Source organism: Neptunomonas japonica JAMM 1380 (genome assembly GCF_016592555.1).
GTDB lineage: Bacteria > Pseudomonadota > Gammaproteobacteria > Pseudomonadales > Balneatricaceae > Neptunomonas > Neptunomonas japonica_A.
Genome location: NZ_AP014546.1, coordinates 3,571,033 through 3,586,379, shown reverse-complemented (window position 1 = coordinate 3,586,379; position 15,347 = coordinate 3,571,033). Strand labels below are relative to the sequence as shown.

Sequence of the window (15,347 nt, the reverse complement as noted above, 5' to 3'; positions counted from 1 at the left end):
GATTTCGCTAATGTTAATTTTACTATACCTTAGCAAATTACCTGCGAAAAGCTTGCTGGATCTACGTAGCGAGGGTGGGATTAGTGGCGTATTTTTACGTTGTAGGGTTTAATTATGTAAAATTCAAACTGCTGATAGCGTCCATATAGTTATAAGCAAAAAAAACGCGCCTTTCGGCGCGCTAAATCCAGCTATCAAAAGCGATACAGTGCCGCTAGTGAATAGTCTGGCAACACGGAACTAACTGGCAACACAACTACGTACAGCTGCATTGCTACTAGCGACAGGAGCTGCGTTATTTTCTTTTGGGTCAACAACACGTACCGTTGCTACTTTGTTTTGAGTGAAGAAATCTACAGCACTTTTACCCTGAACTTTGTTGTTGCCTACTAGCGATCCTTTAATGCCACCGAAGGGCAGATATGGATGCGGAGCGCAGATACCTACGTTAACGCCAACCATCCCTACGTCAGCTTCATTGATGAATTTTTCTGTGTAGTAACTGTTCTGAGTAAAAATGACAGCACCATTACCCATCTCATGGTTTTTAATCATGCGCAGGGCACCATTGATACAGCCTACTTTCATTACATTCAGTACAGGACCAAAGATCTCTTCGCGAGCGATCTGCATGCATGGAGTCACATCAGTAAATACGGTTGGACCAATGAAGTAACCATTCTTATTACCCTCAGCTACACTAGGGTTGCGCCCATCCAACGCCAGTGTGGCGCCTTCATTCTGGCCTATCTCGATATAATTCTCGATTCTCTCTTTCGCTTTAGCAGAGATCACAGGCCCCATAAACACATCTGGGTTCATCGCATCGCCAATGGTAATGTCTTTAGACGCAGCAAGTAGACGCTCAACAAACTCGTCGTAGATCTCTGGGACCACTGCAATATTGGAAACAGCCAGGCAGCGCTGGCCTGCAGATCCGTATCCTGACATCAAAATGTTTTCGATCATCAGGTCCATTGGTGCATCTTCCATCGCTACCAGAAAGTTTTTTGCACCCCCTAGCAGCATGGTTTTTTTACCGCCACGGCCACAGCCTTCAGCGATTGCTTTAGCGGTTGGCGTCGAGCCTACTAGGCAAACACCGGCAACATTATCATCTTCGTACCATGCTTCTACTGTTTCACGGTCGCCGTGAACGATGTTAACCACACCGTCTGGTAGGCCAATATCTACTAGTAGTTGCATCATTTTCTGCATAAACAGTGGTGATTCGGTGGATGGCTTGTATACAAAGGTGTTGCCGCTGCCGATGGCAAACGGAATAAACCAGCCAAATACCAATGCAGGGAAGTTGAAAGGTGCCACGCCACAAAAAACGCCCAAAGGAGCTTTAATGATACGACCGTTGATGTTGTTGGCGATGCCTTGTACTGTTTCGCCCTGAATCATGGCAGGGATAGAGCAGGCCATTTGTAGGATTTCGATGACTCGGCCCACTTCACCACGCGCTTCTGCAATATGCTTAGCCTGATCAATAGCGATCGCTTGGGCTAGCATTTCTAGGTTGTCCTTCATCGCCTGCTGCATATCGAAGATGTAGTTCATTCGTTTAGGTAGCGGAGTAGCGCTCCAGGCTGGAAAAGCTTCGGCTGCAGCAAGGACTGCAGCTTGGGAGGTTTGCACAGAAGAAAGAGGTACCTCGCCGATCACAGCTCCCGTTGAGGGGTTCTTAAGAGGCTCATACTGGCCATTGGTTTCGTCAAGCCACTTGCCATTAATATGGTTTTTAATCTTGATATATTCAGTATTCATAGGAGCCTCTAGTTCATAATTTTGTGTGTGGAAATTATTTTTATTAAATGTAATTAAACTTTTTGCTTCTCGTATATTAAGGCGATGGTATCGGGGCTGTTTATAAAGCGGATAGACCCAACGTCTGAGAATAAAAAGAACCATTACGCTGTGTAAGGTTTTTGATTTTATTTTAATTGCAGCAAGGTGGATCCAACCGGTATCAAAATTTACTGCGCTGTTGGTTCTACGCCTCAATATCTGACGGGGTAACAATGAATACTGAGTTTAGCAATGGGATCAGGTACTAGGGTTCTCACTTAGAGCATCGGTAGTGGGGGAAGGCAATAAAAATGAAGTCATACAAAGCGTTATTTGAACTTGGTGATAATTTTCATACCTATGTTGGGCGTGGCACCCCACAGGAAAGGCAGGCTGTCGCAAAAATATCAGCGCTGTTAGAAGTACCGCAAACATTGCCACAAGCTACGCTAGATGCTTTGTCTGAGGTGACGGAGCGGTATTATCTACTGGTGGCAGGAGAGATGTGGTGCCCAGACTGCCAGATCAATATCACCGCACTTAATAAGATGTGTGAGTTACAACCTAAAATTCAAATGGCGGTTATATCTAAAGGCAGAGCTGAAGATGAAATTATGGAGAGTCTTGGGCTGGATAAGATTTTAATTCCGGTGGTTGCCATTCTTGACCGTTCTTTTCAGGTGGTCGGTAGATTTGTTGAGAAGCCCGTCTCAGTGTCTAATCCTGAGGAAAGAATACAGCAAGCGTATTCAGAGGGAGAATATCTTAGCGAAACATTATGTGAAGTTCTTGAACAAATTAAGTAAACACAGGGAGGTTTGCTCATTATTCGTGTTCTTTAATTCTTTATGTATCAGATATTAATAAGATTGATAAGAAAATAATAATAAATGTTCTTTGTTAATTAAAACAAAGGTCATCTTAGATGTTCACTTTTTAAAAGTGATAGATATATGTAATGGAGAATAATATGAAAATTAAACATGTTAGTTATGCAGTGATGCTATCTGCGTTATTGTCGGCTGTTGCAGTAGCCGAAGATAAAGTTGTCAATGTATACAACTGGGCAGAATACCTTGATCCAAAAGTGGTCGAGCAGTTTCAGAAAGACACCGGTATTAAGGTTAACTATGATGTTTATGATTCCAATGAAATGCTCGAAGCAAAGCTGATGTCGGGTAGTTCTGGTTATGATGTGGTAGTGCCCACCGGTTTCTTTCTAGAGCGCCAGGTTAAAGCTGGAATCTATGCAGAAATTGATCGCCAACAATTAAGTAATTATGGCAATCTCGACCAGAATATCATGAATAAAATTGCTTCCCATGATCCGGGCAATAAGCATAACGTTCCTTATGCTTGGGGAACGATTGGTTTAGGGTATAACAAACAGATGATAGAGGAGCGTCTGGGAGATCTACCCGTTGATAGCCTAGATCTAATCTTTAAACCGGAGGTTGCTGCCAAATTGGCTGATTGTGGTATAGCCGTATTGGACTCGCCTTCTGAAATTGTAGGTATTGCTCTTAACTATCTGGGTATTGCTCCTAACTCAGAAAAAAAGGCTGATTTGAAAGCGGCTAGCCATCTTATTGATGGTGTGCGTTCTAGCTATAAATATTTCCACTCTAGTAAATACTTGTCTGATTTAGCTAATGGCGATATCTGTATAGTATTGGGCTATGGCTCAGATGTGTTAATGGCGCAAAGCCGTGCAGTAGAAGCGGGTCAAGGAGTGAGCGTCGATTATGTTATTCCTAAAGAAGGTTCTTTGGTCTGGTTTGACCTATTGGCAATACCTGCTGATGCTCCACATCCGCAGGCTGCCCATCAATTTTTAAATTACATTCTACGTGGTGAGAACCACGCAAGTATTTCCAACTATGCCTTTACAGCAGTCGCTAACAAGGCCGCAATGTCTTACTTACTTGACGAAGTGAGTACTAACCCCGGAATATACCCCACGGCAGAGGTGAAGCAGAAACTATTCCCTATGAATGCTCATAGTGCTAAATACGACCGTCTATTAACCCGCGCTTGGAGCAATATAAAAACGGGCCGTTGAGCTGTTTTTAAATTCAGGCGTGGACGCTGCCGCCCTGAATTCTCTTTCTCTGATCCTACAGTGACTAAATAAACCTTTGTGTAGTTGAAGCCTTGACTAGGCAAAGGTTCATTTAAAAGCTACCCATAAAAGAAGCATCAAGGGGCCTTATGAATTTATTTCAGAATAATTGTCCGTCAACGCCTGCCGTACTGACTAGTGCCAACCTGCCATTATGGAAGCAGGAGGGGGCGGAACCCTTCTTAAGGCTTGAGAATATAACCAAGAAATTCGGTGAATTTTCTGCCGTCGATAATATCTCGTTAGATATTTATAAAAATGAGTTGTTTTGCCTGCTGGGCGGCTCTGGTTCCGGAAAGAGTACCTTATTACGGATGTTAGCTGGATTTGAAACGCCGACTAGCGGGCGTATTTGGATCGATGGTGTTGATATGTCTGGCATTCAGCCCTGGAAACGGCCGGTAAATATGATGTTCCAGTCTTACGCCCTATTTCCTCATCTATCGGTAGAGGAGAACGTTGCCTTCGGCTTGAAGCGAGAAGGTGTTGCCCGTAGTGAAGTGAAACAAAGAGTGAGGGGGATGCTTGAGCTGGTGCAGATGTCGCATCTAGGAAAACGTAAACCCCATCAACTGTCCGGTGGTCAGAGACAGCGAATTGCTCTGGCACGTTCTTTGATTAAACAACCGAAGTTACTGCTTTTAGATGAACCGCTTGGGGCATTGGATAAGAAGCTTCGGGAGGAGACGCAGTTTGAGCTGATTAATATTCAGGATGAGCTGGGGGTTACCTTTGTAGTGGTCACTCATGATCAGGAAGAGGCGATGACTTTATCGACTCGCATCGGTGTGATGAACCATGGTGAAATTGTTCAAATAGCTGAGCCCCACGATGTTTATGAATATCCGAACAGTCGTTTTGTGGCAGAGTTCGTCGGCTCGGTAAACCTGTTTGAGGGGCTAGTGGTTGAAGACGAGCCGGGCCGAGTTCGGGTTCAGTCTAAAGAAGCCGGGGGTATGTTGTATGTCAATCACGGCATTAGCTGTGCGCCGAATCAGAAAGTGCATGTGGCATTGCGTCCAGAAAAGATTCGTATTAGCAGCAAGCAGCCTTCTCAAAATGAAAACTGCATCCATGGCGTGATTGAAGATATTGCTTATATGGGTAGCCAGTCGGTTTATCGTGTTCGGTTGGCCAGTGGAATGGAGGTACGAGTCACTCAGCCAAACTTTGCCAGAGATATGGATGAGCGATTGACTTGGCAAGATCAGGTGTATCTGTTTTGGGAAGTTGATAGCAGCGTGGTACTAATCGCATGAGTATTCAGACTGGTGCGGCTTGGGTGGATTTTGCTTCGTCCCGGCTGGCGCGATATAAACTGTTTAACGGCATAAATTGGGGGCGTTTGGCTGTTATCTCTGTCCCTACGCTTTGGTTGGGGATATTTTTCTTCGTACCTTTTCTGGTGGTGTTTAAGATATCCCTTTCAGAGAGCGCCATCGCTATCCCTCCTTACACCTCACTATTGGATTGGGATCTGGAAGAAGCGTACATCAACATTAAGTTGAATCTGGGTAACTATCTGTACCTGTTTGAAGATACTTTTTACCTAGATGCCTACCTTAGCTCAGTAAAGATCGCCACTATCTCTACTTTTTTCACTCTGCTAATAGGCTTCCCCATCGCTTATCTGATTGCTCGCAGTAAGCCTTCAACCCGCACACTGTTGCTATCGCTGGTAATTTTGCCATTTTGGACATCATTCTTGCTACGGGTTTATGCTTGGATGGGTTTACTGAAGAAGAATGGTATCGTTAATGAGTTTTTGCTTAATATCGGTATTATCGAACAGCCTCTTACCATGTTGCAGACTGACTTTGCTGTGTACGTCGGTATTGTTTATACCTACCTACCATTTATGATTTTACCGCTTTATACCGCGCTGGAAAAAATGGATATGACGTTGCTGGAAGCCGCTGAAGATTTGGGGGCTAGGCCTTCTATCAGCTTTTTTCTGATTACAGTCCCGATGGCGATACCGGGCATTATTGCCGGCTGTCTATTGGTATTTATACCTGCCGTAGGTGAGTTTGTTATTCCGGCTCTTCTGGGAGGCTCAGATACACTGATGATCGGTCGAGTACTGTGGGATGAGTTCTTTCTAAACCGAGATTGGCCGATGGCCTCTACTGTTGCCATTGTGATGCTAGTGGTGCTGGTGCTACCCATCATGTTGATTCGTAATAGTCAGGGTAAAGAGGAGAGGGTGTAATGCAACGCCAATCTTTGTTTTTAAAAATGACGGCGACACTCGGGTTTATCTTTCTTTATGCGCCGCTGATTGCGTTGATTGTATACAGCTTTAACAAGTCGAAGCTGGTAACCGTATGGGGAGGCTGGTCGCTGAAATGGTATGGCGAGCTGTTTCGTAATGAACAGATTATTGATGCGGCTTTATTAAGTCTTAAGATCGCTTTTATTAGTGCCTCATTGGCAGTGGTGCTGGGTACGATAGCGGGGTTGGTGCTGAGTCGTTTTGGGCGTTTTCGTGGCAAGTTGATTTTGTCTGGTTGGATTACCGCCCCGTTAGTAATGCCGGAGGTAATTACCGGTCTGTCATTGTTATTATTGTTTGTTGCGATGGAAGGGGCATTTGGTTGGCCCGCAGGTCGTGGTATTGGCACTATTATTATTGCCCACACAACTTTTTGTATGGCCTATGTGGCAGTGGTCGTACAGTCGCGGCTTTCGCAGCTAGATGACACGCTGGAAGAAGCGGCGATGGATCTTGGCGCTAAGCCTGCGTCATTGTTTTTTCTGGTCACTCTACCATTAATAAAACCAGCGTTAATTTCCGGCTGGTTACTATCTTTTACCCTATCATTGGATGATCTTGTAATCGCAAGTTTCGTGTCTGGACCAGGTAACACTACCCTACCCATGTTGATTTTCTCTAAGGTCCGTCTGGGTGTATCGCCAGAAGTTAATGCTTTGGCTACGATTATGATTGCTGTTGTGGCGCTGGGTGTTGTTGCAGCAATACTACAAATGCGCCGTCAGACACGGTTAACAATGGTTGCAAATCAAACGTGATTGAAAGTCTTAACGACTGTGGGTGGTACTGATTTAGTTGATACTTTAACTCTTGTCCTAATTAAGCCCTCAATGAGGGCTTAATAATGGGGTATTAGCTGAGCTGGCTTTCAACTAGCTTAGCCAAACGTTCTAACCCTGGCCTAATACGCTCGGTTGCGATAGATGAATAGCCCAACCGGAAGCAATTAAGTGGCGGAGTATTGCAGTAATAATAGATATCGCCGGTTTCTATAATAATCCCTTGATCCATCGCTTCCTGTTTTAGTCGATGGCTGTTGAGTTGTTCATCACATTCGATCCAATATGCAGAGCCCCCGAATGCGGGTGGTATGGTTGTGTTGGGTAGCAGGTCGTTGATACTGTCTTTCATGATGTTCCAACGACTTTCGTAGACCTCGAGCAGATTTCGAATGAGTGAGTCATGGTAGCCTCGTTCTAAAAATAGCCCGACAGCACGTTGGTTATTCATGGGTGGGTGGCGCAGCATCATGCGACGAAATTCACGCATCTCTGTGATTAGCTCTTTTGGGGCAACGATATAGCCCATTCGTAATCCCGGAGATAGCGTTTTTGATAGACTGCCGATATAGATGACGCGCTCATTAGTATCTAAGCTTTTTAGGGCTGGAGTTGGATAGGATGAAAAATTGGTTTCACACTCATAATCATCCTCAATGATAAGAAAATTATCTTCTACTGCTCGCTCAAGAAGTGCTTTGCGATTTTCTAACGGCATAGTGACTGTAGAAGGGAATTGGTGGCTAGGAGTCGTGAAAATTAGATCGCACTCATCAAGCTCGTCATTGATGATCAATCCGTTTGCATCAATATCCAGACAGCGAGTTTCTGACCCGGTAAATTCGGCCATCCGGTTCAGGTCTGGGTAGCCCGGCTCTTCTAAACCGAATAGCGTATCTTTATTAAGTAATACATTCAGTGTCATGTAGAGGGCATGTTGTGCTCCCACTGTGATTAGGATCTCTTCTGGTTCAGCCCAAATTCCCCTACGTGGCAAAACTCTGGAGTGAATCTGTTCTATCAGGAGTGGGTCGTCGGCGTCATAATGATCGGATGACCAAGTTTTCGCAGCTTGGATTCGTACCGAGTCAAGACAGCATTCGCGCCAGTGGTTAAAGGGGAACATTTCTGGGTCTAGCTGGCCATATATGAAAGGATAAGGAGACTCCTGCCAGAGCCGCTGTTTATTCAGTCTCTTAGTTGTTGGGCGAAATTTAAGAAAGTGTCCCCAGTCCGGAGTACCGTTAGTATTGACTGTTTTCTCTTTCCTACCGCAAATATTACCTTTTAGAATAGTAGGATCAACGTAAAATCCTGCTCGTTCTTTGGAAATAAGGTAGCCATCGGCAATCAGGTCTTGGTAAGCAATAATGACTGTATTACGAGAGATTTTCAGCATTTTAGCTAGCTCTCGGGTGGAGGGTAGCTGAACATCTGCAGGGATGTGACCTTCAAGAATTGCTTTGCTGATTTGAGCACGCACCTGTTGCTGCAACGTGGCAGTACTGTCGGGAGAAAGGTGAAAAAGTTGTTTAAACATGGCGGGCCTGCCTCATTGTTTTCAGGTGTCCTTAAAGCAAAAAACCACCATGCCAAAAGCTGGTGGTGAAGCTAATAAGTTTGTCTGAAACGAACGGATTAATTATTTATTTTGAATAACGTTCGTTGATGTAAAAAGGGTTTCTTGTTCGTGCTGTTAGTGAATAAAAATACTTGTCGAGATTAGCGTAATTATCGCTCTATCTGGTCTAGTAATGGTAGCGGCACTATCTTACCGATCTTTACAGTGGTTTTGGGAGTGCTTTTTTAGCTATTGATTGGCTAAGTTGATAATAATAAGTGGATTTTTTACCGTGCAGACATTTATTGTTCGGGTTATGTATTCACTATTACCTATTAAATCGGACGTTAGTCGGTACTTTCGTCCGATTTGTTGGTGTATGGGCTTAGTTCATTGCCCTAATCTTCTCTAGTTTACTTAGGTTGTATGGACTCTGAGGACGCGCCATTAAGCGTTCATTTATGACAGCTTGAGCCAGTGTCTTGTTGTCTGAACGGATAGCCGCTTCCAAAAGAGTACGAGCCAGCACATCACGCTGTGCGTGGCTTCCACCAAATTGGGCGTTGGTGTTCTTTATGGCCCAGAGTTTATTGGCAGCAGTCTGATAGTCACCCTTACCGAAGGCGTAGAAGGCTTCGCAAGTTGGCAGTCCCGTTTGTACAACCATGGCATGGTTGGTAACGTTACTATCACCCTGAAGTGCATAGTCTTTCATCTTGTTGAGTAGTGTTTGTGCCGCATTGTCGTTGCCGCTGGCAGCGTAGGCTAGCATGGCATGGGCGTCATTGAATGCATAGAACAGCTGATCATCTTTTTTCTGCCAAGAATCACTTAATTCATAGGCCCTATTACCCAGCTCTACGCCTTCTAAGTGTAGCCTCCATAAAACTGAGGATGCATCGACTAGAGCCATCGGGATAGGCTCTATACCCGTCCAGTGTACATATTTATCATAGAGGTCTACCGCTTCGGCTAATTCGCCTGTTTCTAATAAGTACAGGCCCTGATGGATTGCATTGTGAGAGATCATCACATTATCTTGAGACCAATGCTTTTCGTATTCACGCATAAAGCTGGCGCCTTCGTTGAACTTGCTCTGCATCTCGCGTGAGTGAGCAACGGCGTGTATGCCCCAAATATCTTTAGGGTTAATTGTGACGGCTTCCAGTGCTGTCTGTTCAGCCAGCTCATAACGGCCCGTTTCTTCTTGGCCGAAACTTAGCATTCCCAGTAGGAAGCCATAGAGTGGGTGCTCTTTATCCCACTCAGGCAGTACTCGGCAAACTCGATCGAGTAGGTTTAAGGCATCGCCTAGAAAGAAGTCCAGCTGATGGCCGCTAAGTAAGGCCATAATATCCAGAGGATATTCGATCAGTATCTGGTCTAATTGCTGGGATGCTCCACGAAGATCGCCCTTGGCCCATGTAGTGAGGGCTGCAATATGCATCCGTTCACGGTGGTTTAGCTGAGCTGGGTTTACATTAGCAATAGCTTGCAGGCTTTGCTGTGTCCATTGCAGGTCATCTTTGTCGGTAGCCCAGAGGTTGATATGCCCATTGAATACTTGACCCATCACAAAGCTGGATTCTACTTCCAGCATTTTGATGGTAGTAGGTACTGGGTTTTTAAAGTGACATAGTTCCGCTACAGCAATATTGTAGAGATCGAGTGCTTGCTGGCTGTGGACGGTAACGTCCAGATTTGTCAGGTCTTTCATTACTCTGTTTCCTTTTTTATTTGAATAGCCTTGTCCAGGTAATGCCCGGCAGCGGTCTCATGCTGCTGGTCAACAAATTTCTTCTTGTAGTCAAGGTATCACTGAGATCGAAGTTTAATAGGTCCAGCATCATTGTGTTTTTGTGACAGTGGCCACCCACGGTTTTCTAAAAGTATAAATAATACGGATGGAACCAACGCTGACAGTTTTAAAGATGCTGTTGGATCTAAGGTTATTTGCTCTTCACACGTATTTATTTAAAAGGCTAAAAACTGGCAGGTTATTTTTTAATAAGAATCAGACAGAGTTTTTAGCAGAAGACATTAATAAAAATAAATATAGTGAGGATATTATGGATAATAAAAAAATTCACCTCTCACGTACCTTAGGTACATGGGATGTGATGGTGGCTGGTATAGCGTTGGTCGTTGCTGCCAGTACCATGGTTACTGATTTTGCAGGGTTTTTTACCTTGGGTTGGGGCTTTGTAATCGCCTTAGTTATCGCCGGTGCAATTAATATGTTACTGGCAATGTCGGCGGCAGATTTGAGTGTGCGCTACCCCAAAGCGGGTGCTTTATATGAATATTCTAAAGATCTGTTTTCTGGGCGCATAGGTGCATTAATCAGTGTCTTTGTGGCGTTGTGTTTCTTTATTATGATCAGCTTTGGCATCTCTGGAGAGATCGCCGCTGGGGGGCATGCGCTCAAGGCACTGTTTCATTCAGATATCGGGGTGCACTACTTTGTTGGCATTATCGTTGTGCTGGCAGTGATTCCAAACCTTTTAGGGGTGAAGGAAGCGGCTTGGGTGAGTGCATTGCTGCTGATTTTTATGTTGGGAATACGCTGGTTCTTTGGTCTAGCCGGTTTTCTTGGCTGGGGTGAATTTGGTGAATGGTCATCCGCAAATATGGTTCCTGAAGGAGGCGTTCCAGGGTTGTTTGGTGATGGCGGTATTATCATTGTTGGTTTAGGGTTGGCGATTTGGAGTTTTGTAGGTATTGAGTTTGGTTGTGCTCTAGCGGAAGAGGTCAAGAATCCAGCAAAATCGATGCCTATGGGATTGATGTTAGGTATTCTGGTTATTTTAGCAACATCCATTATGATGGGCGTCGGGGTAACCGGTACGGCGCCTTTAGAGTTCTGGCAAACGTTGGCTGCATCAGAAGCTGCATGCTCAGGTGATTGTCCGCAATTGGCGATTGGCCAACACGCTTTTGGCGCTACTGGTTTTACTTTAATGGCAATTGCCTCTGCTGCTGCAACGTTGGGTACTGCAACGGTTGCTATCGCAGCTCTTTCTCGTTTGTTGTTCTCTATCGCTCGTGATGGACTATTGTTTGGTGAAACAATTTCCACATCATTTGCTTACCTTAATCCTAAATCTCATACACCGACAGCCGGTATTTTGCTAACGGCGGTGTTCCTAACAGTACCTTCTATGACGAGCTCCAGTGTTATTGAGCTGGTATTTAGTGGTGCCTATGTTTGGGTTATTTCCTATGTGATTTTCCATGTCTATTCGCTGCTCGCACGTTACCGCAATGACGGTTCTGTTCCGGCCTTTGGTGATTGGTACAAAGGGTTTGCTGTTATCGGCGCAATATCTACCATCGTTGCGATCTATTACGCTTTCCTAGGAGGTCATTCAATTTATGGTGTTAAGGCACTGATTATGGCCTGTGCGTCCTTTGCTATTGCTGTTGTATCCGTGGTGATGGCGGAGCGTCGTAAACCTGAAGTTGAAGAAGCATTGCAGGAAAATGTAGTTAATTGATAGTGGATGAAAATTACGGCAGGTTACACCTGCCGTAATATTTTTATATTTACTGCAGTTCATTACTCAAAGGTTATCTCGTTAGTATTTACTCTGATACCAACTCAATATATTCGATATCAGCATATTGCTAGTTGGTATTAAAACCTCTGTGATGCTGGGTCTAAGGCCTTTTTTATATCTGAGTAAATATAAATATATAGCGCATATAAAAGCGCTCCTCTATTTAGAAATAATTATGGATAGGTTAGATAAATGAATAATGTGACAGAGAATCTAATTTCTGAAACAGTGGTAGAGAGTGATCGTAGTCATGTCTGGCATCACTTATCCCAACATAAGGCCTATGAAAACAGCGATCCGTTAATGATTGTCAAAGGTAAGGGCGTACGGGTTTGGGATGCCAAAGGTAATGAGTATCTTGATGCAGTATCTGGCGCTGTATGGACTGTTAATGTTGGCTACGGCCGTACTGAGATCGCGGATGCTGTTCGGGATCAGCTGGTCACTATGAACTACTTTGCTCAGACTGCAGGTAATGTTCCAGCGGCTCAGTTTGCTGAACGCTTGATCAGTAAAATGCCAAGTTTAAGCCGAGTGTATTATTCAAACTCAGGCTCGGAGGCCAACGAAAAAGCATTTAAAATAGTACGCCAAATTGCAGATAAAAAGTATGGTGGCAAAAAGCGTAAAATTCTCTTCAGAGAACGGGATTATCACGGTACGACTATTACTACTCTGAGCGCTACCGGTCAGAGCGAACGCCGTAATCAATATGGACCTTTTACTCCGGGTTTTGTCGAAGTTCCTCATTGCTGTGAGTACCGAGCGCAGGAAGGGGCAGACATAGGTAATTACGGCGTTTGGGCGGCGGATCAAATTGAGCGGGTCATTCTTGCCGAAGGGCCAGATACTGTGGGCGCTTTATGCCTAGAGCCTATCACCGCCGGTGGTGGCATTATTGAAGCTCCGCATGGTTATTGGGAGCGTGTGCAACAGATCTGTAAAAAATATGACATATTGCTACATATTGATGAAGTGGTATGTGGCCTAGGGCGCACGGGTAAATGGTTTGGCTATCAGCATTATGGTATTCGACCAGATATTGTCACTATGGCAAAAGGTGTTGCATCAGGTTATGCCGCTATCTCCTGTACCGTTACCACAGAGGATGTCTTTGAGGCGTTTAAGGAAGATGATGACCCGCGTATGGGGTACTTTCGTGATATCTCTACCTTTGCCGGTTGTACGGCAGGGCCTGCTGCTGCGTTAGTTAATATGCAAATCATCGAAGATGAAAAGCTACTCGATAATGTTACCGAGCAAGGTGAATACCTGCGTGGTCGCTTGAATCAACTTATGGATAAATATGAGGTGATCGGAGATGTACGAGGTAAAGGCTTATTTGCAGGTTTTGAGCTAGTAAAAGATCGTATGACTAAAGAGCCTGCCGATGAAAATCTATGCATGGCTATAGCGGCTCATTGTATGGCCAATGGCGTGATTATCGGGCGTACCAATCGCTCTTTTGCGACATTAAATAATAATATCTGTCTTAGCCCTCCCTTGATTGTTACGCGGGATGATATAGATGTGATTATTCAGGCATTGGATAACGCTCTGCAGGATTTGACTTGAAATATTCTCTGACCTTAAATGGAGGTTAGAGAAGACGAAGGGTACTTGGAGTAGTGCGTGCTGTGTTAAGAACGCTTATATTTCGGCGTAATAAATAATAACGCGTGAAGCTCGTTAATCTGGGGCGCTCGGATATTATCTTTAAGCTGATTTTGTGGCTTCATTTGTTAGATGAATTTTATCTGAGCGCTATTTTAATCATGAGATATCGAGTCTATTTCGGTTAACGTAGGCGAGTGAGGGGGCTTACTTTGTTAAACGAATGCGCCCCCGAGTCAGAGAGAAGTATCCTCCCAATAAAGCATATAAGCCGCCAAGTAGCAGAGTGATTTTTACCACCGTTAATAGTTGTGGATAATGCTCGGGTTGTAATATCTGATCGGCAAAATAAAAATTAAAGATAACCACCATAATTGCCGTACTAAACATATTACCGCCGGTGCGTGCTAGGTTAAGTAATGCTGAAGCAATACCTAAACGAGATGGGTCTACCGAGCTCATTGCTGCATTAGTATTGGGTGATGAAAATAAACCAAAGCCGATACCCAGCAAGCATAAACCGGCTTTAGCCTGCCACAGTGGCGTTTGTATACCCACAAAAAATAGCAGTACAAACCCCAGTAAAAAAAGACCACAACCCGCGGTAGCAATTATCCGCGGCTCGTATTTATCGGATAAGCGGCCCGCTATAGGTGCAATACAGGCGGTTAATAGCGCTTGCAAAAGTATCACTTTACCGGCATCACCCGGAGAGAGTCCCTGAATATATTGCAAGTACAAGCTGACGATAAACAGGACAGGGAAGCTAGCCCCATACATGTAAAGGCTGGCTAGCATCGAGCGGCTGAAAACCCGGTTCTGGCTTAATGCATCAATTCTTACCAACGGTACACTGGCGTGACGTTGTTGATAAATAAACCCGCCACTTAAAGCCAACCCCAGAAACAGCAAGGCAACGAAGTTTATATCCGGCAAGCCTGTTACGCCGAAGAATAAACAGCTGACGCTTAAAGAAAACAGTAAACTGCCCGTTACGTCGAAGCGTTGTCGCATAGAATGCTGCTGGGGCTCTGACCCGGTCGGTTTCTGTTCAGTAGGCAGAAGCCAAGTAATCAGCCCTAACGCCATCAATATACCGGGTACAGGTAACCAGAAAACACTGCGCCAACCTAGCCACTCCGTTAATAAGCCTCCTGCCGCAGGGCCAATTGTCAGCCCTAGATAAACAGATGTGGAAACGATGCCAAGAAACATGCCGCGTCGCTTGCTACCCGCTAAGAGTGCCACCATAGCCATCGCGGTAGCAAAGATAAACGAGCTAGCTAAACCTTGTATCACCCGGAAAACTAACAACCATTCAATGCTGTCGACCCACACAATTGCTAGTGAGGATAGGGCATACAAGAACAGCCCCAACAAATGAACGAGTTTGCGCCCAAAGATATCGGCTAATCGAGCAATGGGCAGCATCAGCACCACGCTTCCCCAGAGAGGTGCACTGGGAATCCAGCTGAGTAAGACCGCATCGACCTGTAAATCCTCAGCGATTGAAGGCAAAGCAAGATTGACTGCAGACATCGCCATAGGCACCAAAAAGGCACCCAGGCAAATGCTATAAAGTGCCAGCCAGGGTGTTTTATGATGGTTTGTAGGCGATGACGAGTTCATCTTTTAACCTGAA

Annotated in this window: 11 protein-coding genes; 7 read left to right on the top strand and 4 right to left on the bottom strand. The window is 44.8% G+C overall.

The genetic code is table 11. The features are described 5' to 3' along the window. Positions 1-240: 240 nt before the first annotated feature. The gene (locus NEJAP_RS16890; RefSeq protein ID WP_201348317.1) at positions 241-1,773 is read right to left on the bottom strand and encodes an aldehyde dehydrogenase family protein; all 1,533 of its coding nucleotides are present in this window, start codon (positions 1,771-1,773) and stop codon (positions 241-243) included. A 332-nt stretch (positions 1,774-2,105) separates the two neighbouring features. On the opposite strand from NEJAP_RS16890, the gene NEJAP_RS16885 reads away from it, so the two are divergent. The 5 genes from NEJAP_RS16885 to NEJAP_RS16865 all read left to right on the top strand — a co-directional run bounded on the left by NEJAP_RS16885 (position 2,106) and on the right by NEJAP_RS16865 (position 6,949). After that, positions 2,106-2,600 carry a thioredoxin family protein gene (locus NEJAP_RS16885; protein WP_201348316.1) on the top strand — a complete coding sequence of 165 codons (495 nt, stop codon included), beginning with the start codon at positions 2,106-2,108 and terminating at the stop codon, positions 2,598-2,600. A 164-nt stretch (positions 2,601-2,764) separates the two neighbouring features. Continuing rightward, a complete protein-coding gene (locus tag NEJAP_RS16880; protein WP_201348315.1) occupies positions 2,765-3,856 on the top strand; it encodes a polyamine ABC transporter substrate-binding protein in 1,092 nt (363 codons plus the stop codon). A gap of 149 nt (positions 3,857-4,005) precedes the next feature. Further along, positions 4,006-5,175, top strand: a complete 1,170-nt coding sequence (locus NEJAP_RS16875; RefSeq protein ID WP_201348314.1) for an ABC transporter ATP-binding protein — start codon at positions 4,006-4,008, stop codon at positions 5,173-5,175. Next, the gene (locus tag NEJAP_RS16870) at positions 5,172-6,128 is read left to right on the top strand and encodes an ABC transporter permease subunit (RefSeq protein WP_201348313.1); all 957 of its coding nucleotides are present in this window, start codon (positions 5,172-5,174) and stop codon (positions 6,126-6,128) included. The genes NEJAP_RS16875 and NEJAP_RS16870 overlap by 4 nt, the downstream gene beginning before the upstream one ends. Next, positions 6,128-6,949: an ABC transporter permease subunit gene (locus tag NEJAP_RS16865; protein WP_201348312.1), complete on the top strand. Its 822-nt coding sequence runs from the start codon at positions 6,128-6,130 to the stop codon at positions 6,947-6,949. Before NEJAP_RS16870 ends, NEJAP_RS16865 begins: the two co-directional genes overlap by 1 nt. 94 nt (positions 6,950-7,043) lie before the next feature. Here the strand turns inward: NEJAP_RS16865 and NEJAP_RS16860 are convergent, their stop codons facing one another. Then, on the bottom strand, positions 7,044-8,510 hold the full coding sequence (locus tag NEJAP_RS16860) for a PLP-dependent aminotransferase family protein (RefSeq protein WP_201348311.1): 1,467 nt from the start codon (positions 8,508-8,510) through the stop codon (positions 7,044-7,046). Between the two features lie 406 nt (positions 8,511-8,916). Continuing rightward, on the bottom strand, positions 8,917-10,248 hold the full coding sequence (locus tag NEJAP_RS16855) for a tetratricopeptide repeat protein (RefSeq protein WP_201348310.1): 1,332 nt from the start codon (positions 10,246-10,248) through the stop codon (positions 8,917-8,919). Between the two features lie 352 nt (positions 10,249-10,600). On the opposite strand from NEJAP_RS16855, the gene NEJAP_RS16850 reads away from it, so the two are divergent. Together NEJAP_RS16850 and NEJAP_RS16845 are read left to right on the top strand one after the other, a co-directional pair. Beyond that, positions 10,601-12,028 carry an APC family permease gene (locus NEJAP_RS16850; protein ID WP_201348309.1) on the top strand — a complete coding sequence of 476 codons (1,428 nt, stop codon included), beginning with the start codon at positions 10,601-10,603 and terminating at the stop codon, positions 12,026-12,028. Between the two features lie 255 nt (positions 12,029-12,283). Next, positions 12,284-13,666, top strand: coding sequence for an aspartate aminotransferase family protein (locus NEJAP_RS16845; RefSeq protein ID WP_201348308.1), 1,383 nt, complete (start codon positions 12,284-12,286; stop codon positions 13,664-13,666). Positions 13,667-13,912: 246 nt separating this feature from the next. Here the strand turns inward: NEJAP_RS16845 and NEJAP_RS16840 are convergent, their stop codons facing one another. After that, positions 13,913-15,334, bottom strand: coding sequence for an MFS transporter (locus NEJAP_RS16840; RefSeq protein ID WP_201348307.1), 1,422 nt, complete (start codon positions 15,332-15,334; stop codon positions 13,913-13,915). Positions 15,335-15,347 lie beyond the last annotated feature (13 nt).

What these genes read in the sequence shown, in the direction of transcription:
- NEJAP_RS16890 (WP_201348317.1), bottom strand. Translation starts at nt 1,773, where the DNA reads ATGAATACTGAATATATCAAGATTAAAAACCATATTAATGGCAAGTGG.
- NEJAP_RS16885 (WP_201348316.1), top strand. Translation starts at nt 2,106, where the DNA reads ATGAAGTCATACAAAGCGTTATTTGAACTTGGTGATAATTTTCATACC.
- NEJAP_RS16880 (WP_201348315.1), top strand. Translation starts at nt 2,765, where the DNA reads ATGAAAATTAAACATGTTAGTTATGCAGTGATGCTATCTGCGTTATTG.
- NEJAP_RS16875 (WP_201348314.1), top strand. Translation starts at nt 4,006, where the DNA reads ATGAATTTATTTCAGAATAATTGTCCGTCAACGCCTGCCGTACTGACT.
- NEJAP_RS16870 (WP_201348313.1), top strand. Translation starts at nt 5,172, where the DNA reads ATGAGTATTCAGACTGGTGCGGCTTGGGTGGATTTTGCTTCGTCCCGG.
- NEJAP_RS16865 (WP_201348312.1), top strand. Translation starts at nt 6,128, where the DNA reads ATGCAACGCCAATCTTTGTTTTTAAAAATGACGGCGACACTCGGGTTT.
- NEJAP_RS16860 (WP_201348311.1), bottom strand. Translation starts at nt 8,510, where the DNA reads ATGTTTAAACAACTTTTTCACCTTTCTCCCGACAGTACTGCCACGTTG.
- NEJAP_RS16855 (WP_201348310.1), bottom strand. Translation starts at nt 10,248, where the DNA reads ATGAAAGACCTGACAAATCTGGACGTTACCGTCCACAGCCAGCAAGCA.
- NEJAP_RS16850 (WP_201348309.1), top strand. Translation starts at nt 10,601, where the DNA reads ATGGATAATAAAAAAATTCACCTCTCACGTACCTTAGGTACATGGGAT.
- NEJAP_RS16845 (WP_201348308.1), top strand. Translation starts at nt 12,284, where the DNA reads ATGAATAATGTGACAGAGAATCTAATTTCTGAAACAGTGGTAGAGAGT.
- NEJAP_RS16840 (WP_201348307.1), bottom strand. Translation starts at nt 15,334, where the DNA reads ATGAACTCGTCATCGCCTACAAACCATCATAAAACACCCTGGCTGGCA.